The organism is Pectobacterium nicotianae (assembly GCF_023272715.1).
Classification (GTDB): domain Bacteria; phylum Pseudomonadota; class Gammaproteobacteria; order Enterobacterales; family Enterobacteriaceae; genus Pectobacterium; species Pectobacterium brasiliense.
This window is the reverse complement of sequence record NZ_CP096821.1, coordinates 2,710,642-2,729,828: the sequence shown is the minus strand read 5'-3', so window position 1 is coordinate 2,729,828 and position 19,187 is coordinate 2,710,642. Positions and strand designations below refer to the sequence as shown.

General features: G+C 48.0%; 16 protein-coding genes and 1 pseudogene. 7 read left to right on the top strand and 10 right to left on the bottom strand.

What is annotated here, in order from left to right; genetic code table 11:
• Positions 1-92: 92 nt before the first annotated feature.
• The 7 genes from phoQ to rluE all read right to left on the bottom strand — a co-directional run bounded on the left by phoQ (position 93) and on the right by rluE (position 7,079).
• Positions 93-1,547 (bottom strand): two-component system sensor histidine kinase PhoQ, encoded by a 1,455-nt coding sequence (gene phoQ / locus MYB54_RS12260; RefSeq protein ID WP_014915245.1) that lies wholly within the window; start codon positions 1,545-1,547, stop codon positions 93-95.
• The gene (gene phoP / locus MYB54_RS12255) at positions 1,544-2,236 is read right to left on the bottom strand and encodes a two-component system response regulator PhoP (protein ID WP_014915246.1); all 693 of its coding nucleotides are present in this window, start codon (positions 2,234-2,236) and stop codon (positions 1,544-1,546) included. The genes phoQ and phoP overlap by 4 nt, the downstream gene beginning before the upstream one ends.
• A 367-nt stretch (positions 2,237-2,603) precedes the next feature.
• On the bottom strand, positions 2,604-3,974 hold the full coding sequence (gene purB / locus MYB54_RS12250) for an adenylosuccinate lyase (RefSeq protein ID WP_010275755.1): 1,371 nt from the start codon (positions 3,972-3,974) through the stop codon (positions 2,604-2,606).
• A 147-nt stretch (positions 3,975-4,121) separates the two neighbouring features.
• Positions 4,122-4,760: a high frequency lysogenization protein HflD gene (hflD, locus tag MYB54_RS12245; protein ID WP_014915247.1), complete on the bottom strand. Its 639-nt coding sequence runs from the start codon at positions 4,758-4,760 to the stop codon at positions 4,122-4,124.
• A 2-nt stretch (positions 4,761-4,762) separates the two neighbouring features.
• The gene (gene mnmA, locus MYB54_RS12240; protein WP_248720820.1) at positions 4,763-5,869 is read right to left on the bottom strand and encodes a tRNA 2-thiouridine(34) synthase MnmA; all 1,107 of its coding nucleotides are present in this window, start codon (positions 5,867-5,869) and stop codon (positions 4,763-4,765) included.
• Between the two features lie 144 nt (positions 5,870-6,013).
• Entirely contained in the window at positions 6,014-6,460 is a 447-nt protein-coding gene (locus MYB54_RS12235; protein ID WP_014915249.1) for an NUDIX hydrolase, read from the bottom strand.
• Complete coding sequence (rluE, locus tag MYB54_RS12230) at positions 6,453-7,079, bottom strand: 23S rRNA pseudouridine(2457) synthase RluE (protein WP_248721968.1); 627 nt, start codon at positions 7,077-7,079, stop codon at positions 6,453-6,455. The genes MYB54_RS12235 and rluE overlap by 8 nt, the downstream gene beginning before the upstream one ends.
• Positions 7,080-7,209: 130 nt before the next feature.
• Here rluE and icd point away from each other — a divergent pair, with 130 nt between their 5' ends.
• The 3 genes and pseudogenes from icd to MYB54_RS12215 form a co-directional block, all read left to right on the top strand.
• Positions 7,210-8,463 carry an NADP-dependent isocitrate dehydrogenase gene (gene icd, locus MYB54_RS12225; protein WP_039286734.1) on the top strand — a complete coding sequence of 418 codons (1,254 nt, stop codon included), beginning with the start codon at positions 7,210-7,212 and terminating at the stop codon, positions 8,461-8,463.
• A 425-nt stretch (positions 8,464-8,888) separates the two neighbouring features.
• On the top strand, positions 8,889-9,779 hold the full coding sequence (locus tag MYB54_RS12220) for a DUF5677 domain-containing protein (protein WP_248720819.1): 891 nt from the start codon (positions 8,889-8,891) through the stop codon (positions 9,777-9,779).
• A gap of 141 nt (positions 9,780-9,920) precedes the next feature.
• Positions 9,921-10,022 (top strand): annotated as a pseudogene (locus MYB54_RS12215) (hypothetical protein); the annotation flags it as partial.
• Between the two features lie 51 nt (positions 10,023-10,073).
• On the opposite strand, the gene MYB54_RS12210 reads toward MYB54_RS12215, so the two are convergent.
• The 3 genes from MYB54_RS12210 to MYB54_RS12200 all read right to left on the bottom strand — a co-directional run bounded on the left by MYB54_RS12210 (position 10,074) and on the right by MYB54_RS12200 (position 13,206).
• Entirely contained in the window at positions 10,074-11,183 is a 1,110-nt protein-coding gene (locus MYB54_RS12210) for a 4Fe-4S binding protein (protein ID WP_248721967.1), read from the bottom strand.
• Positions 11,184-11,644: 461 nt separating this feature from the next.
• Positions 11,645-11,995 (bottom strand): Mor transcription activator family protein, encoded by a 351-nt coding sequence (locus MYB54_RS12205; protein ID WP_010275738.1) that lies wholly within the window; start codon positions 11,993-11,995, stop codon positions 11,645-11,647.
• 476 nt (positions 11,996-12,471) lie between these two features.
• Positions 12,472-13,206, bottom strand: coding sequence for an XRE family transcriptional regulator (locus tag MYB54_RS12200; RefSeq protein WP_039273354.1), 735 nt, complete (start codon positions 13,204-13,206; stop codon positions 12,472-12,474).
• A gap of 402 nt (positions 13,207-13,608) precedes the next feature.
• Between MYB54_RS12200 and MYB54_RS12195 the strand changes: the two genes are divergently transcribed.
• From MYB54_RS12195 to MYB54_RS12180, 4 genes are all read left to right on the top strand, one after another.
• The gene (locus MYB54_RS12195) at positions 13,609-13,866 is read left to right on the top strand and encodes a hypothetical protein (protein WP_039514724.1); all 258 of its coding nucleotides are present in this window, start codon (positions 13,609-13,611) and stop codon (positions 13,864-13,866) included.
• 393 nt (positions 13,867-14,259) lie between these two features.
• The gene (locus tag MYB54_RS12190) at positions 14,260-16,428 is read left to right on the top strand and encodes a sensor domain-containing phosphodiesterase (protein ID WP_248720818.1); all 2,169 of its coding nucleotides are present in this window, start codon (positions 14,260-14,262) and stop codon (positions 16,426-16,428) included.
• Positions 16,429-16,591: 163 nt separating this feature from the next.
• Positions 16,592-18,337 (top strand): sensor histidine kinase, encoded by a 1,746-nt coding sequence (locus MYB54_RS12185; protein WP_205592781.1) that lies wholly within the window; start codon positions 16,592-16,594, stop codon positions 18,335-18,337.
• Entirely contained in the window at positions 18,334-19,083 is a 750-nt protein-coding gene (locus MYB54_RS12180) for a LytR/AlgR family response regulator transcription factor (RefSeq protein WP_119873058.1), read from the top strand. The genes MYB54_RS12185 and MYB54_RS12180 overlap by 4 nt, the downstream gene beginning before the upstream one ends.
• The last annotated feature ends 104 nt before the right edge of the window (positions 19,084-19,187 follow it).

Sequence of the window (19,187 nt, the reverse complement as noted above, 5' to 3'; positions counted from 1 at the left end):
AAGATATGATTTTCCGTGAAATAATCAGTATTTTAAAACAATCAGTATTTTGGCGATAAGTATAGCGGAAGCATCGCGCGCTGTACTGTCTTTCACCCCTCATTCTGGCTCAGGTTCTGGCGGGAGAAAATAGCTTCGACTCGGGCACCGCCCAGTGCGCTGTCGCTGATGAGGATCTCACCCTGATACTGTTCGATAATTTCGACCGCAACGGCAAGGCCGATACCTTGTCCGGGACGCATACGGTCGGCGCGTTGCCCACGCAGGAAAATCATTTCGCGTTTGCTTTCGTGGATGCCGGGGCCGTCGTCATCAATAATCAGATGTAACTTGTGGTCGGAGTATTGCACGCTAATTTCGACAAATTCCAAACAGTACTTACAGGCGTTATCAAGAATATTGCCCAGCACTTCCATGAAATCATTTTTCTCACCGACGAAGGTCAGCTCGGGCGGAATATCGAGCGTCAACACCACGCCCTTGCGCTGATACACCTTATTTAACGCGGAACACAGGCCATCCAGCAGTGCCGGAACCGAGTGTACTTCACGTATCAGCAGATTATGTTCAGAGCGCACGCTGGCCCGATGCAGGTAATAGCCAATCTGCTGCGAGATACGGCTGATCTGCGACAGCATAATAGGTTCAGCCTGATCGATAGTGATTTCTTTGCCGGTTCGCAACGCACGTAACGTGGTCTGTAAAACCGCCAGCGGTGTTTTCAAACTATGGGTAAGGTCAGTAAGCGTTGTACGGTACTTGTGGTAGCGCTGACGTTCGTTATTCAGCAGGATATTCAGGTTTTTCACCAGACTGAACAATTCGCGCGGCGGATTTTCATCCAACTGATCGCGTGTGCCTTTTTCCAGCTCGGCGATCTGTTTTACCAAATGCTGAATAGGGCGCAGACTCCAGTGAGCGCCTAGCCAAAGCAGGGGAAGCACCAGCAGAAGGTTGGCGATCAACACATAGCTGAACCATTCCCACACCACGTCTTCCTGCTGGAGTTCCTGCGGGATGCGATCAACCACGACAATGGTGATGGAAGGGAGATGTTCGGTCTTGGGGTAAACGTTCACGGCAATGGAGTGCGTTAACGCATTGCTGTGCGCCCCGTTCAGCGCCCGCAAGCTGCTCAGCAGCAAGGTGTTGCCCGTTAATACCGCGCTGCTGGTATCGGTGTCGGTATCCAGCTCGTGATAGGCCGTCTTGCTTAACCATTCTGGATTGATTAGCGCTTCCAGCTCGGGAACGTGTTTTTCGCGCCAGAGCATGTTGCCATGTTCGTCGTATATCAACACCAGCGTGGGGAAATTGATATCAACGTCGGGTGGCGTGACGATATTCAGCTGGTTATCGCGCCACTGCGCAAGGCTGTAGTAGAGGTTACTTTCGCCGCGCAGCAAACGGAATGAGGTTTTATCAAAGTTGACGCTGTAACCGATAATGGCGACGACGCCATAGGCGAGCGACAGCGCTAGTACGATGGCTGCTGTCGCGAGTAAAAAACGAATACGAAGCGAGAAGGGCAGCTTCTTATCGCTCATGCTGAGCCTGAAGGGGTATCATCAATATCAAAGCGATATCCTTGTCCGCGTACGGTGGTGATCACATCCGGCGCCTCTGCCTGCTGGATTTTCTTGCGTAGCCGTCCCATTAATACGTCGATGGTGTGGCTTTCCCGCAGTTCTGCATCGGGGTACAGCTGCAACATCAGTGACTCTTTGCTGACGACTTTGCCTTTATTGCGAATCAACGTCTCGATAATCGTGTATTCAAACGCGGTGAGCTTGATCGGACTGCCGTGGATCAGCAGCTCGCGGCGCGATAAGTCGATCTCAAAGGGTGGCAGGCTGATGATTTGAGAGGCTAGCCCGCTGTTGCGTCGCATCAGCGCCTGCAAGCGCGCCACAACTTCTTCCATATGGAACGGCTTGGTTACGTAGTCATCCGCACCTGCCCCCAGCACCGCAACTTTGTCCTGCCAGCCTTCACGGGCGGTCAGCACCAAAATCGGGAGCTTGACCTGATGGGCACGCCAGCGGCGGATCATACTCATGCCGTCTTCATCGGGTAGCCCGAGGTCGACAATGGCGATATCCGGCATATTTTCATGCAGAAAATAATCCGCTTCTTTGGCGTCAGACGCCGCGTCAACCTGATGCCCCATTTCGTTCATCTGAACGGTTAAATGGTGGCGCAATAATACATTATCTTCAACGACCAGAATTCGCATCGCTATATCCTCTGTCGAATAGATAGAATGATATTTATCAAAATACCTTTATGCACCCTATCTTTCACGTATGTCGCCCCCGCGTATCAACATTATACGCAGAGAACGTTATTTATTTTATTTGTTAAATTATCCACAGGGAGAATAAACCGGGTATAAACAGGCTGGAAATGGTTATACTCGTCATACTTCGAGTTGCATGTGTGTTGGCTACGTTCAGTCACCCGAATCACTTACTTGAGTAAGCTCATCGGGATTCCTTCGCTTGCCGCCTACCTGAAACTCGAATTATTTAGAGTATGGTTAATTAGAGATCTGGCGGGCAGGGTGCCCGCCAGAGATAGGTCACGTTCGGGTTTGAGAACGGTTATTTCAGGTCATCAACCATTGCGATAGCGCGGCCGATATAGTTGGCTGGTGTCATCGCCTTCAGGCGCGTTTTTTCCGCTTCTGGCAACGCCAGGCCATCGATAAATTCCTGAATGCCGGCAGCATCAACGCGTTTGCCACGTGTCAGCTCTTTCAGCTTCTCGTATGGCTTTTCAATGCCGTAGCGACGCATCACGGTTTGGATTGGCTCTGCCAACACTTCCCAGTTGTGATCCAGTTCGTCAGCCAGACGATCGCGGTTCACTTCCAGTTTGCTGATGCCTTTCATCGTGGCCTGATACGCAATCAGTGCATAGCCCACGCCGACGCCCAGATTACGTAGCACGGTAGAGTCAGTGAGGTCACGCTGCCAACGGGAAACCGGCAGCTTGCTAGCCAGATGCCCCAGAACGGCATTCGCCAGACCCAGGTTGCCTTCCGAGTTTTCGAAGTCAATTGGATTAACTTTATGCGGCATGGTGGAGGAACCGATTTCGCCAGCAATAGTCTTCTGCTTGAAGTGATTCAGGGCAATGTAGCCCCAAATATCACGGTCAAAGTCGATCAAAATCGTGTTGAAACGCGCGATGCAGTCAAACAGCTCGGCGATGTAATCGTGCGGTTCGATCTGCGTGGTGTACGGGTTCCAATTGATACCCAGTGAGGTAACAAAACTTTCGCTGAACTGGTGCCAATCCACTTCCGGGTAGGCTGCCAGATGGGCGTTATAGTTACCGACAGCACCATTAATCTTGCCCAGAATCTCAACCTGTTGCAGCTGGCGATACTGGCGGTCCATACGGTAAGCCACGTTAGCAAACTCTTTACCGATAGTGGACGGCGTAGCGGGCTGGCCGTGTGTACGGGAAAGCAGCGGGATATCGCGGTATTCCTGTGCCAGCGTTTTCAGCGCATCAATGATTTGACGCCAGTGCGGTAGGATGACATCGCGGCGAGCGGTATCCAGCATCAGCGCATGAGACAGGTTGTTGATGTCTTCTGAAGTACAGGCGAAGTGGATGAATTCGTTGACGGCGTGCAGCGCCGGAATAGCGGCAACTTTCTCTTTCAGAAAGTACTCAACGGCTTTCACGTCGTGGTTGGTCGTACGCTCGATCGTTTTAATGCGCGCTGCATCTTCTTCACTGAATTCGGCGACAATTTTATCAAGGAAAGCGTTTGCGTCAGCGTCAAATGCAGGAACTTCCTGGATCTCTGCACAGGCTGCCAGTTTTTGCAGCCAACGTACTTCAACCTGCACACGGAATTTCAGCAAACCGAATTCGCTGAAAATAGTGCGCAACGTGCTGACTTTATCGCCGTAGCGTCCATCAATAGGGGAAACGGCGGTCAGTGAGGATAATTCCATCGCAAGCAACTCCTGAGATTGGTTTCAATAACGATTAATTTCAATAAAAACGATTAATTTCAGTAAGGACAAATAGTTTTAACAACAATCAATTTCGCGACGCCGGCGTTAATCACATCAGCGCCGCTCATCGCGGCAAGAATACCATCAAACGGATGGGCAACGCGCCAATATCTGTTTTGCTTCTTTAACCAACTTGCCGCGTGAAAGCATCAGCTGTAAGCGTCCACCGCCAATTTGTTGCCAGAGTACCGCAGAGCGGATACCGGTCAGCAGCGCCGCGCGCACTTTAGCCTGCACCTGGCTGTTTTTCAGCACTTCCGGTGAACCGGTAACCTGAATACGCGGCCCCAACGTACTGATGACATCCACGTAAATCGCCGCCAGCGCGCTCACAATCGTTTCGGAGAGCAGGTCAAAATGCTCCAGTTGGCGCTCCAACTGCCCGATGCGTTTGCCCAATTCGTCAAGCGCGGCAGACTTCGCATTCAGTTTGCGCTCTAACGCAATCAGGCTGAAAGCGTAGCGTGAGAGTTCCGCGCCCGCACCTTTGTTGCTGCTGGTATTCAGAATCCCTAACAGCGTTTCCAGCCCAACTTTCAGGTTTTGCTCGTCATTGCCGTAAACGGCCAACGTGGACGCCGGATTGAGATTCAACACGCTGTTCAGCGAAGTATGCAGCACATCGTTATTACAGCTACCGGTATGTGCCAGTTGCTGGACTACATACGCCGATTGGCAAATGCCCGCTAGCGCCAACGTAATTTCATAATAGTTCTTAGCCACGGTTACTCCTGTAAGCGTTCTTCAATGATACCGCCGCCAAGGCAAACGTCGTCCAGATAAAAGACGGCGGATTGGCCCGGAGTCACGGCTGCGACAGGCTCATCAAAACGCACGGTAATGCGATCGTCGCCCAGTGGCGTGACGGTACAGGGGATATCCGCCTGACGATAACGGTTTTTCACCGTACAACGTAATTCAGCGGTGAGCGGCTCACGATCTACCCAGTGTAACTGCTGTGCGATTAAACCGTACGACATCAGGCGAGGGTGTTCGTGACCCTGCGCGACATACAGAATATTGTTGGCGACATCTTTATCTACCACGTACCAAGGGTCTTCGCCGCCGTCTTTAACGCCGCCAATACCCAGACCTTTGCGTTGTCCCAGCGTGTGGTACATCAGCCCTTGATGCTGTCCCATCGGTTTGTTGTCGTCGACGGACAGAATCGGACCCGGCTGTGCGGGCAGGTAGCGCGCCAGAAAATCGGTGAATTTACGCTCACCGATGAAGCAAATACCGGTCGAGTCTTTTTTCTTCGCGGTTGCCAGTTCCAGCTCTTCGGCAATTTTACGTACCTGCGGTTTTTCCAGCTCGCCGACTGGGAACAGGCTCTGTGCGATCTGTTCGTGGCTCAGCGTATAAAGAAAATAGCTCTGGTCTTTGTTACCGTCCATGCCGCGCAGCAAACGGCTCTTGCCGTCAACGTCGTGACGACGGACATAGTGGCCTGTCGCGATGTAGTCTGCCCCGAGATCCTCGGCGGCGAATTCCAGGAAGGCTTTGAATTTGATTTCTTTATTGCACAGGATATCGGGGTTGGGGGTACGGCCCGCTTTGTATTCTTCAAGGAAGAGTTCAAACACGTTGTCCCAATATTCAGCGGCAAAGTTGACGGTATGTAATTCGATACCCAGTTTGTCGCAAACGGCCTGCGCATCGGCAAGATCGGTGGCCGCTGAGCAATACTCTGTGTCGTCATCCTCTTCCCAGTTCTTCATGAACAGGCCTTCAACATGATAGCCCTGTTGCTGTAACAGGTAAGCGGAAACGGAGGAATCAACACCGCCGGACATACCGACAATCACTTTTTTCTGGCTGTTATCTGACATGGAAGTCTCACGAACTGAAATTTACTGACGCATTGATGCGAAAAACAAGCGGCATATTTTAGCATGTTGAGCCGAGGGCTGCATCGCTATTCCTGCCGCGTAGTGGTCAGGCCATTCACGGCAGGGTTATAAACAGACCTCTGTCTAAAAAGGCCAGTTGAACGCGCCTAGTACGGATAACGGATAGCGTTCTTGCTGCTGATAGCAGCGAATACTTTCGGCCACCAGTGGTGAACGAAGCTGGCGCGAATGCAGAATTTCCTCGGCGGTCAGCCAGCGGCAGCATTCGATATCGCTGTCGTGCGGCTGGGTGTCGACCCGCGCAGGCAGATCGAGCGCGAAGCAAAAGCGTAAAAACGGCGTGTTGTCTGGGGCGATCCATTGGTGCAGACGCAAGAAACTCTGCGGTGTGGCCTGAATGCCCGTTTCTTCCCACAGCTCACGGCTTGCGGCCTGAATCAGCGTCTCGTCGGCTTCCAGATGGCCCGCGGGCTGGTTCCACAATAATTTATCGTTAATTAACTCTTCGACGACCAGAAAATGGTTTTCGGCCTGTACAACACAGGCGACTGTCACATGGGGTTTAAACATCCATTATCTCCTTCCATTCTCCGGGTAACAGGTTTTCTACGGTCTGATTGGCCATGCCGTATCGAATCAGACGCAAGGTAGGATACCCGATATTTGCCGTCATACGACGGACTTGCCGATTACGGCCTTCATGTAGCGTGATTTTTAACCAGCAGTCGGGAATGCTTTTACGCTCGCGAATAGGGGGATTACGCGGCCACAACCAGCTGGGTTCCGGTACGATCTCCGCACCGGCGGGCAGTGTTTTGCCGTCATTCAGATCTAAACCCGTACGAAAGCGCGTCAGTGCGGCGTCGTCAGGAATACCTTCGACCTGAACATAGTAAATTTTGGCCGTTTTTTGCGTCGGTTGGGTCAGTCGAGCCTGAAGTTTGCCGTCATTGGTGAGAATCATCAGGCCTTCGCTGTCGCGATCCAGACGCCCGGCGGCATAAATACCGCTAATCGGAATATAATCTTTCAGAGTGCGGCGCCCGGCTTCATCAGTGAATTGCGGCAAGACATCGAAGGGTTTATTGAACAAAACGATGCGGCGCGGCGCGTTGTCAGGCTGCCTTTTTCTTGCCAGCTGTGAGCTGAATCGTTTAACTTTGTGATTTTTAACAGAGAATTTATTCATCATCTTTATAGTCGCGGGTAACAAAAGCATTATACTCAAATGGTTTGCGATTGGCGCGGGCTAAATATTCAAGTAGTATTGACACGCATCTTACAAGTCATTAACAAAATTGCGCTCGAAGGAGAGGTTAATGGAAAGCAAAGTAGTTGTACCGACAGAAGGTCAGAAAATCACGGTTGACGCTCAAGGCAAACTGGTTGTTCCAAACAATCCGGTCATTCCGTTTATCGAAGGCGACGGCATCGGTATCGATGTCACGCCAGCCATGATCAACGTCGTTGACGCCGCCGTGAAGAAAGCCTATCAGGGCAAGCGCGCGATTTCCTGGATGGAAATCTATACGGGTGAAAAATCCACGCAAGTCTACGGTAAAGATGTTTGGCTGCCGGAAGAAACACTGGATTTGATCCGTGAATACCGTGTGGCAATTAAGGGCCCGCTGACAACGCCAGTCGGTGGTGGTATTCGTTCTCTGAACGTTGCACTGCGCCAACAGTTGGATCTGTATGTTTGCCTGCGTCCGGTACGCTACTACGAAGGTACACCTAGCCCGGTTAAACAGCCTGAGCTGACCGACATGGTGATCTTCCGTGAAAACGCCGAAGACATCTATGCAGGTATCGAGTGGAAAGCGGGTTCTGCTGAAGCGGACAAAGTGATCAAATTCCTGCGTGAAGAAATGGGCGTTAACAAAATCCGTTTCCCTGAGCAGTGTGGTATCGGCGTGAAGCCGTGTTCCGAAGAAGGTACCAAACGTCTGGTTCGCGCTGCTATCGAATACGCGATCACCAACGACCGTGATTCCGTCACGCTGGTGCACAAAGGCAACATCATGAAATTCACCGAAGGCGCGTTCAAAGACTGGGGATACCAGTTGGCGCGTGAAGAATTCGGCGGTGAACTGATCGATGGCGGCCCATGGGTGAAAATCAAGAACCCGAATACCGGCAAAGAGATCGTGGTAAAAGACGTGATCGCCGATGCGTTCCTGCAACAAATCCTGCTGCGTCCTGCTGAATATGATGTCATCGCCTGTATGAACCTGAACGGTGACTACATTTCTGATGCCCTGGCTGCACAAGTTGGCGGTATCGGTATTGCTCCGGGCGCGAACATCGGTGACGAATGTGCACTGTTTGAAGCCACGCACGGTACTGCACCGAAATATGCGGGTCAGGACAAAGTGAACCCAGGTTCCGTTATTCTGTCTGCTGAAATGATGCTGCGTCACCTGCAATGGTTCGAAGCTGCTGACCTGATTGTTAAGGGCGTTGAAGGCGCGATCAAGAACAAGACCGTGACTTACGATTTCGAACGTCTGATGGAAGGCGCTAAGCTGCGTAAATGTAGCGAGTTCGCGCAAGACATCATCGACAATATGTAATCTGCTATTCAGCGCAGATGAAAATCAGGGGCCAATTTGGCCCCTTTTTCTTTATGGTTTAAAATATTAATATCTTCCTCAAACCATTAACTAAAAATTTTACTTCTTCTATTTATTACTGTGTTTGTAAACTATTATCAAAGGTGTTAATTTTTTGTTTTATTAAATAGATGAGTATTGGTGGTTTTTTAGGTTGAAAATATATGGGTTCAGTGAGTGTTAAATGATATAAATTTTTATGTATAAGACTGTTTTGAATTTATTAGTATATGTGTTAGATGCAAAGTGTGATTTTATCTTCCGAACTTTCGTTGGTGTGTTGTTGATGATTTTCTATATAATAGGATTGTAGAGAGGTAATTTTTATATGTTTAAAATATTCTATTTTTCGCTCTAAACTACTTTTCATTCTTGAGAGGTTTCGTATGGATGGAGAAATAAAAAAATCAGATTTTAATGTTGATGTTTATAAAGAACTTATTGATCTTTTTGATGCTACAGCATGTGAGTCTATTGCGATTAATCAGTTCACTGCGGGTAGGTTAGTTGATCCACACATAGGGTATGGTTCATACATTTTTACAAGATTATGTATACATTCTGAGAGTTTGTTACGTGCTGCACCAATGTCTAGGTGGAGTAAGTCAGATTTTCAGTTTTGGGATCTCAGCTGTATCGCAAGCCATGTCAGAGCTATTATGGAAGGATTTCTGTTTTATATGTATATATCAGAATCGCCGGCTAGTGACGATGAGTGGAAGGCTCGATTGTGGACCATGCATATGAATGACTGTATGAAAAGATTGAAATTTATGCAGTTATCTAATAATTTAGAACGCGTAAATTTTTTCGATACTGAAAAAGAAAAAATTAAAAACAACTTGAATGAAAATCCTTACTTTTCTTTATTGCCTTCATCAATCAAGAAAGGGTGTTTGAATGGGAAGTTTTTAATGATTAACACTAGAGATGAATTAATTGATAAATATGGGATAGATAAAAACTCTTTTGATATATTATTCGATATCTTATCACACTATACTCACATATTACCTATTTCATATTACAGCCATGAGCAGGAAAGAAGAGGTTCTGGGCTCTTTAATGAAACTGACTTGGGGTATTTGTGTATGTGCTTGGGCGTCGTTCATACCTTAATGGAAAAATGCAATGAGAGAATTATAGGTTTCTTTCCTGATGCTGAGAGTTGTAGACGAGGGGTAAAATCAATTTTTTCTCCAGGGCCAAAAGGAAACCTACCCCAACTAGAGATAGAAAGGCAGAATCGCAATAATAAAAAGAGGAAGAAAAAATGAATTTTTAAATTAACTTATTGATTAGAAAGGATTCTTATGGTTAATTAAAGGCTTTAACAAAATTATTTTAATTCTCATGATGTGTGATTATTTGAGTTTTATTTTTTTTAGAAAAAATTTACCAATTAATATAAATATACTATCCGTAATAAAATTTTGACTTACGATTTCGAACGTCTGATGGAAGGCGCTAAGCTGCGTAAATGTAGCGAGTTTGCGCAGGACATCATCGACAATATGTAATCTGCTATTCAGCGCAGATGAAAATCAGGGGCCAATTTGGCCCCTTTTTCTTTATGAATGACCAATGTTCTGTGCATTGGGGATGAGCCGGAAATACATGTGTTCGGGAATCGGGCTGTCCCAGCCGCCGATGTACATCGCAAAGCCGATCATGCCGAAAAGGATGCCGAGCACCAGTAGCGTCATCGTGATACCGGACAATGCAGTTTGTCGCCATAACGGTTTGGTTGTTTCGCTGCTTTTTTCCTGTGAACCCGAGGGTTTCGTCAGTGAGAAATAAAGCGTTGATGATACCGGGCAGGATTCGACGCAGGTCATACAGGCCGTGCATTCCGCGGTTCTCACCTGAATCAGCTTATCCACCGGAATGTTAGATGGGCAGGCCTTGGCGCACTTACCGCAATCAATACAGCTGGTGGCGTTGCGACGGATCTTGAAGGGCGACAGCAGCGAAAATACCCCCAAGAGTGCACCGTAGGGACAAAGGTAGCGGCACCAAAAATGGCGGACGAACAGGCTGACAAACGTAAAAAGAAAGACGCAGACTAACGTGATGGTGCCAATATTGCGGAAGAAGCCGAGCATTTTGACGTCGGCGATCAAACCATAGGGCGACATCAGGAACATATAAATGCCCTGTGCTGGCATTGATAAGGCGATATAGAGGAAAAAGCCTAATAGCAAATATTTCAGGCTACGCAGTGGAATATCCAGCCACTTAGGAAGAATGAAATGGCGGCCAAATATTTTTTTCCCCAAAGCTCCGACCCACTCGGAAATTGTGCCGATAGGGCACAGCCAGGAGCAGAACGATTTCTTCAGCAACAGGCTGGTGAGGACAAATGCGATAAGTAATAGCATTGACGCAAGGTGGATAGGGGGAAAATTACCCGTTTCCCACGTGAACTTCACGTTCATCAATCCGGCAATTGGCAGCCAACCTTCTATGCCGCCTGGCCTCGACATATAAAGGCTCGTGCCGCCAGTTTCAAAGTAGCGTACCCAAAAATAGAAGGTGATGCCGATATAAACGTTGATTGCCAATAGCAGAATTTGCGTTGCTCTGCGCCAGGTCAGGGCGTTGCGCCAGTCATTCCAAGGAAGTTTACCGCCAGTGGTTCCGGGGCGGCGTTGCCACCGCTTTCTTGCTTTCTCACTCATTGCTTTCAATTGCCCCCATTTATTTTTTTCACTCGGCGCTTTCAATACGCCGAAGGGATCGTGGGGCAACGTTATCACGCTCGGAATGGGTAAAAATTGATTTATGCATTGTAAATGCATGTTTGTGGGTTTTTTAGCTGATTGATTTGAATAAGAAGAGAGGCAAGAGTGCAGAAGGGCGATTTTTTCTAAGAGAAAAATGAGAGATATAAAAAAGAATGGATACGTAAACGTACCCATTCTATTAATTACCACACGGTATTATCTTTGAATATCTCTGTCATGTTTCAAACTACGTGTGTGGTCCTGCGCCAGCGTATAGGAATACCTTGCTACATTTGCACAATTCTCATGAATTAGGTTATTTTTTTATTAAAAGCAAAATTATAGTTGTTATTAAATGATCTATTTTATTGTTTTCTTTTAATTATCACCTGGCTTTTTAATTCATGGCTTTTGCATTATGCCTGAGTGTGCTGTTTTGCCTGTAGTTCCTCTTTTCGCATCGTTCTGACAATTTTATAAATCCATTGCAGCGAGACATTATATTTTTTAGCCAGAGCGCTGTGATTGCGCCCGTCAAACTCTTCATAGATTTGAAGATCGCGTTGAGACGCGCGCCAGGAGATTCCCATCGGGAAATAAACGTTTTGCCCGCCCCATACGGTCATCATATGTTTGGCAACGGCATTACCGACTAGTTCGGCGGTTTGTGGATCTAACTCCGTGACGGTTTTGACCGTATCGGCAACGTGTTGAGAAAGCTCGACCAGAAGCTCAGGACCTTTACTGCGAAATTGTGGCTCAGTCATAAATCACCCTATTGTTATGTGTGTTGTTGCTGACGTGAAAACTGGGTTGTTACCTTTGCAGAGACTTCCCTGCTGCTATGTGTCTATTTAAAACTATAGTTGTTTTCATGTCAACATCTTTAGTTTTAATTTAGGTTGTTTTTGGTTGTAAAAAGAAATGACAACGGAAGGGGCTACACACAAAAGAGGCCGATGAGGGACAAAAAAAATCCCGCCACAGGGCGGGAAAGGAACAATATAGACAGGGTGAATAACACAATATCAACAAGGGTTGGTGAAACAATAGCACGGGGATTGTATAAAACTGTTGCGCGTAGGTAAGGTTACTTGGGCGGGGGTAAACGTTTTTTAGCGCTGAAACGTTTGTTGATAAAGCGGTTACTCACAACCTTTTTATAGGCATAAAACAAACCGGTGTCCGTATCGGTCCACCGGCTTTGATGAGAAGAAAAGAGAGGGATACCGCGAGTATCGGGCTATAGCAGCACCGAATACCAGAACACGCGGCCAATGATCTCGACGTCAGATTCGTAGGCTTCTTCGTCAGTCTCGCGATTGAAGCTATGGATGACGAGAAGGCCGCCCGGCTTGCGGTAAAGTTGTTTGATTCGTTTTAGTTTTTCGTTGCCGCCGCCTTCCTGAGCGATGGCGTAGAGCTTTCCATCAATGATGCGTTTGTTGTTAGTATCAACCGCAACGGTGGTTCCATCAGGAATGATGGGTTCCATACTGTCGCCCGCTGCCGGGAAACAAAGAACGCCTGAACCGTCCGTATTTGCACCCACTTTACGCAGTGTCGCTTTGGAGAAACGGAGCTTAAAGCCGTTGTAATCCTCACTTTGAATGCGTCCGTCGCCGCAAGCAAACTCAATATCCTTTAAAAAGGGCACTTCCACCTCGTCCTCTGATAGTTCTGTTGTGCTGTCCCAAGCTGATACGGTGCCCCATTCGGATTTTGGCGGAATGCTGGGTTCCTGGAGTGAGCGAGTGACTTCGCTGCTACGCATTGGGTCTTCGCCGTTTGCCAGCCATTCAGGGCGAACATGTAGTGCATTGGAAAGCTCAACAATCTTGGTTGTCTGCGACGCTTTCCCCACCTCGATCTTCTGTATGGCGGCCTGAGATACGCCAATCATGTCGCCAAGTGCTTTTTGGCTAAGCCCTTGTGCAGTTCTGGCGGTCTTTAATCGTTCTGCAAGTGTCGTTTTCATCCGTTCAATGTACAACCTAGGTTGTCATTTATCAAGTGGGTATTAATCTTGTTTAAAAAAAACCACCGCCGTGTGTCATTCGTACGTGTAATAATTGCGCATAAATACAACTTGAGATACGACTTAAGTTGTTAGTTTATGGTGCTAATCCTGCATGACTGGATGAGATAACGTCGGCATCCCTAAGCGCTATCGCTCGATTATCAAAAACCCTAATAAGTATCAGTCAGTCATAGTATCGTCTTATTCCACCCCCTGATTTGCTTTAAACGTGTGAGTCACTTGATCTAAATCACAATCTGGCCGTATGCATTTTGCTTTTATGGAAATCCCGCTGTGGGAAATATAACCAATAAATTCGTTTCATTAAGCATACGCATGACTGCGTGTCGCGGAGGATGTATGTCTGTAATTCGCACGTGTTTAAGTCTGTTTGGTGGTGATACGGTAATTGTTCGGTGTACAAATACATTTGAAGTGCAAATGAGCAGTAGTGAACAGGAAACCATGACTGAAGAGAATAGTGCTACGCAGGATTCTATTTGCCGTCATGCGGAAGGCGAAGTGTATTTAACGGTGCCTTATACCGGGATTTGGGATGTCGTGATCCGAGCAAAAAACGACACGCCTGAGCATTCAATAACCTATTTTCCTGCCTGATGACACTCTGGTTGGTTATATTCTGTTAATAACTTGATAATACGTTGTCGTTATCCGGTCATGAGTACTTGAATATACCAACCTTTCCCTTCCTTTTCTTCCCTCATTGCTCAACGTTGTGAGTGCGTCGGTATCTTTCTATTTCGCTTTTCATCTATTATCTTAATTGATGCTTCCACTTGTTATTATTAATGATTCGCAGGGGTGATAGAGTCTGGATCTTTTGCCATACTCATACTCAGCCACCATGCATCTTGACTCTTGGCAAGATAGGGTACTTTGTTTGCTAACGTTTGGCTTGCTGTTCTTATCGTGCTCATTGCTGCAACATTTTGGATTTATAGCTAAATTTTTGTCTAATCTGAACATTAATACGATGGGAGGGGGGAACCCATGAGTCGTGCCCCAATAAGCAAAGATGAAGACAAACGTCTTGCTGCTCTTCGTGAGTATGGAATTAAGAACGTATTATTCGACCCGGGTCTGAGTAACCTGATTAGTCTGGCCGCTAACATCTTCAGCGTGCCTATCGTTTTGGTGTCGTTGGTCGAGGCTGAACGTCAACTGTTTGCCGCTAGCGTAGGCGTTCCTTTTTGCGAAACGCCTCGCGATATCTCTTTTTGCGCGCATACGATCCTAAAGAAAAAGATCATGGTAGTGCCCGATGCCCTTAAGGATGCGCGTTTTAAAAATAACCCGCTGGTTGTGGGCGTTCCCTACATTCGTTTTTATGCCGGGATTCCATTAATTACGCCGTCCGGGCATGCCATCGGCACCTTGTGCATTATCGATTTGAAACCCAGAACGACATTCACCAAACGTGATGAGCATAATTTGCAGGATCTGGCTTCATTAGTCATGGACAAGCTGGAAATGCGACGCCTGGAACTGGCGCGTAAAGCCAGTCAGGTGCGTTTTGAAAATATTGCCAATACCTCGCCTGATACCATTTTGTGCGTTAATGAGAAGGGGATGATCACCTTCTGGAATACCGCAGCGGAACACATGCTGGAATATACTGACGAGGAAATTATTGGCCGCAGTATTAATACCATCGTACCTGATGCCTTTGTCGTGCAGCTCAATCATCTGGTCACCGATCGGGATTCGCTGATGAAAGGCGTGACGCTGGAACTGAACGTGCAAGCCAAAAGCGGTTGTATGGTTCCAGTCGAATTGTCGGTTTCGATGTGGGAAGACAACGACAATGTTAGCTATGGCGCGATATTGCGTGACATTACAGAACGGCGACGCAATGAAGAGCGGCTGTTCTTACTCGCGCATCTGGATCCACTAACCGGATTGGCAAACCGCACGCTGCTGACATCCAATCTGGAAACTGCACTAAAGAATGAACCTGCGGTTTGTATCATGATGGTCGATCTGGACGGGTTTAAAGATGTGAATGACAGTCTGGGGCATTCCAGTGGCGATAATATTCTGGTGCATGTCGCCAAAAAAATAAAAGCTACGGTTCGCTCCGGTGATGTTGTCGCGCGAATGGGCGGTGATGAGTTTGCGCTACTGTTTCCCGGACTGAGTGACAAAAAGGTCGCGGGCAAAATTGCTGAGCAAATCATCCATGAAATTTCTCAGGCGATGATTATTGACGATCATCAAATCAATATTAGTGCCAGTATCGGTGCGGTGTTGTATCCAGAATACGGACTGACCGTGCAGGACCTGTTGACCAGCGCGGATCTCGCGCTGTATCAGGCGAAATCAGAAGGTCGAAACTGCTACCGCTTTTTTACGCGCGAGCTGCTTGAGGTCTTTCAGGCTAAGCATGCCTTCCAGTTAGAATTTGTGCGCGCTTACGAGCAGCATGAGTTTGAGATGTTCTACCAGCCACAGGTCAAACTGGCGACGAATGAGATTGTTGGTGCGGAGGCGCTGCTGCGCTGGCGTCATCCGGAAAGAGGGCTGCTTAGCCCTGCGGCATTTCTTACCGCACTGGAAAACGGCCCGTGGGCAGAACGCGTTGGGGATTGGATCGTCGAAACGGCATGCAGGCAGGCGGCGGAATGGAGCCAGGCGAGCGACAGCTATTTTCGTATCAGCATTAATCTTTTCAGCGCACAGTTTCGTACCGGTATGTTGGCGCAAAAGATTATGGATATTCTTGCACGTACCGGGTTACAGCCCAGTTCGCTGGAGCTGGAAATCACGGAAAATATCATCCTGCGTTACGATGAAAGCATGCTACAGCCGTTAAATACGCTGCGTGAAGCGGGAATCGGTATTGCCTTTGATGATTATGGAACGGGCTATGCGTCGCTCAGTATGCTTAAAAACTACCCGGTGACTCGGCTGAAAATCGATCAAACTTTTGTTCGAACCATGTGCGAGTCTCCGCCGGATGCGGCGATTGTTCGAGCGATCCTGTATCTCGGGAAAAGTTTCGGTCTGGGTGTGATTGCTGAGGGTGTGGAAACATTAGAGCAGAGTGAGCGTTTGCGGGGTAAAGGGTGTGAGGAAGCGCAGGGATATCTGTTTGGGCATCCAATGCCTGCCGAGGAGTTCACCCAGTTGCTGAAACTGAATAAGCCAATAGACGTTTAAGCAAGGATAGACGAACAGCGTTTTTACCATCCTGCCTTACCAGAAAGCCAGCGTTCGCTGGCTTTCATACTTTGCATTCTCCGCGCGCTTCACAGACTAAAAAGTGGAATCTGGATCACATTTTTTCTATAGTGCTGGCTCGTAACCCAGTACCGGATGTCCCGTGCACGAAATATTTGAGATGCTCCTTGCGGTCTTCGACCGCGCCGCGCTGATGCTGATTTGTCTGTTTTTCCTGACAAGAACGCGTCAGTTCCGGCAATTACTGCAAAAAGAGCAGCACTCGCCAGGAGAGCGGGTGACGGTGACGGCCATCTTTTCGCTGTTTGCGCTGTTTGGTACGTATTCCGGCATTAATGTTGAAGGGTCGCTCGTCAACGTGCGCGTGATTGCCGTGATGTCCGGCGGTATTCTCTTCGGTCCTTGGGTAGGCATTGCGACCGGTATCATTGCGGGAGCGCATCGTTACCTCATTGATATCGATGGCATCACCTCCGTCCCTTGCCTGATTACCAGCATCATCGCGGGTATCACTTCCGGCTACATCAATAAGAAAGTCAAAAAAGAACAGCAGTGGAGCATCGGGATTCTGGGCGGCATGCTGTGTGAGTCGTTAACCATGTTGCTGGTTGTGGCATGGGCGACGCCGATTGAATTAGGGCTGGATATTGTTTCAAAGATTGCGGTGCCGATGATTCTTGGTTCCGTCTGTATTGGCCTGATCGTCCTGCTGGTGCAAAGTGTGGCGAATGAAAAAGAGGTCATTGCCGCCAGGCAGGCCAAACTCGCGCTGGATATTGCACACAAGACATTGCCGTATTTCCGCAATATCAACAGCGATTCATTGACGGCTATTTGTAGGATCATTCGGACTGAAATTAATGCAGATGCGGTGGCAATAACGAACACGCAGCACATTCAGGCGTATGTGGGAATTGGGGAAGAAAAGTATAATATCGGCCACGACATTATCAGCCCAATGACGCAGCAGGCGATTCATGACGGGAAAATCATCATTAAGAATAATGATGAACAGCACCTGACGCCGGAAATCCATTCGATGATCGTCATCCCGCTGTGGGAACACGGGCAGGTAACCGGTACGCTGAAAATCTATTATCGCCATGCGCATAAAATTACCTATTCATTACGCGTGATGGCTGTCGGTTTGTCGCAAATCATGTCAACGCAAATTGAAGTGTCCCGCACAGAGCAACTGCGTGATATGGCAAATAAAGCAGAACTGAGAGCGCTGCAAAGTAAGATCAATCCGCACTTTCTTTTTAATGCGCTGAATGCGATTTCCTCATCTATTCGTATTAATCCCGATACCGCGCGCCAACTGGTGATCAATCTGTCTCGCTATTTGCGTTATAACCTCGAACTTAACGACGATGCGCTGATCGATATAAAGAAAGAGCTGTACCAAATTCAGGATTATATCGCGATTGAGCAGGCGCGGTTCGGTGCCAAGCTAACGGTGATTTACGATATCGACGACGATTTAGCGTACAAAATCCCCAGCTTGTTAATTCAGCCGCTGGTCGAAAACGCGATTGTGCACGGTATTCAACCTTGCAGAGGCAAAGGAACTGTGGTGCTGTCCGTGAAGGAGCAGGGCGATAAGCTACTGGTCGCGGTAAAAGATACGGGTAATGGTATTAGTCAGGAAACGATGGATCGCGTCGCGCGTAATGAATTGCCAGGGAATAGAATTGGTCTTTTGAATGTCCATCACCGGGTCCGCTTGCTCTATGGTGATGGGCTGCATATTCGCCGCCTGGAACCGGGGACCGAAATTTATTTCTACATTCCACGAGAAGATAAAACCCCGTCGGCGTTGCCGGATACCGTTCAGGTGCCACAACCGGGATATTCTGCTGCTGAACAAACAGGAGGCAACCCATGAAAGCCATTATTGTTGAAGATGAGTTCCTCGCGCAGCAAGAGCTGAGTTACCTCATCAAACAGCACAGTGATATTACGATTGAGGCGACATTTGATGACGGGCTGGATGTACTGAAATATCTGCAACATAACGACGTCGATGCGATCTTTTTGGATATCAATATCCCCTCGTTAGATGGCGTCTGGCTGGCGCAAAATATCAGCAAATTCGCGCATAAGCCTTACATCATTTTTATTACGGCGTACAAAGAACATGCGGTTGAGGCGTTTGAAGTCGAAGCCTTCGATTACATTCTCAAGCCGTATCATGAATCGCGTATCGTCACGATGCTGCGTAAGCTGGAAACGACCTGGCAACAGCGACAAATGGCACCTGCTGTTGAAACGGGCATGCCTTCTGGTGCCCCGAGAAGTGCGCAGCACACCATTAACCTGATGAAAGACGAACGGATTATCGTCACGGATATTAACAATATCTACTATGCGGCCGCGCAGGAAAAGGTCACGCTGGTTTATACCCGGCGTGAGGAATTCATCATGCCGATGAATATTACGGAGTTTTGCAGCCGCTTGCCGGAAGAGTACTTCTTCCGCTGCCATCGTTCTTACTGCGTCAACCTGACGAAAATCCGTGAAATTGTGCCGTGGTTTAACAATACCTATATTCTGCGATTGAACGATCTGGATTTTGAAGTCCCGGTAAGCCGAAGCAAGATAAAGGCGTTCAGGTCATTGATGCGTCTTTAACGGCATTTCATTCCGCGTTTCAGGCATCTCATTCCCCATTCGATCAACCACTGTCAGCCCGCTTGTATACTGGCCTCAGCCCATAAGCTGACAGTGTTTTGATG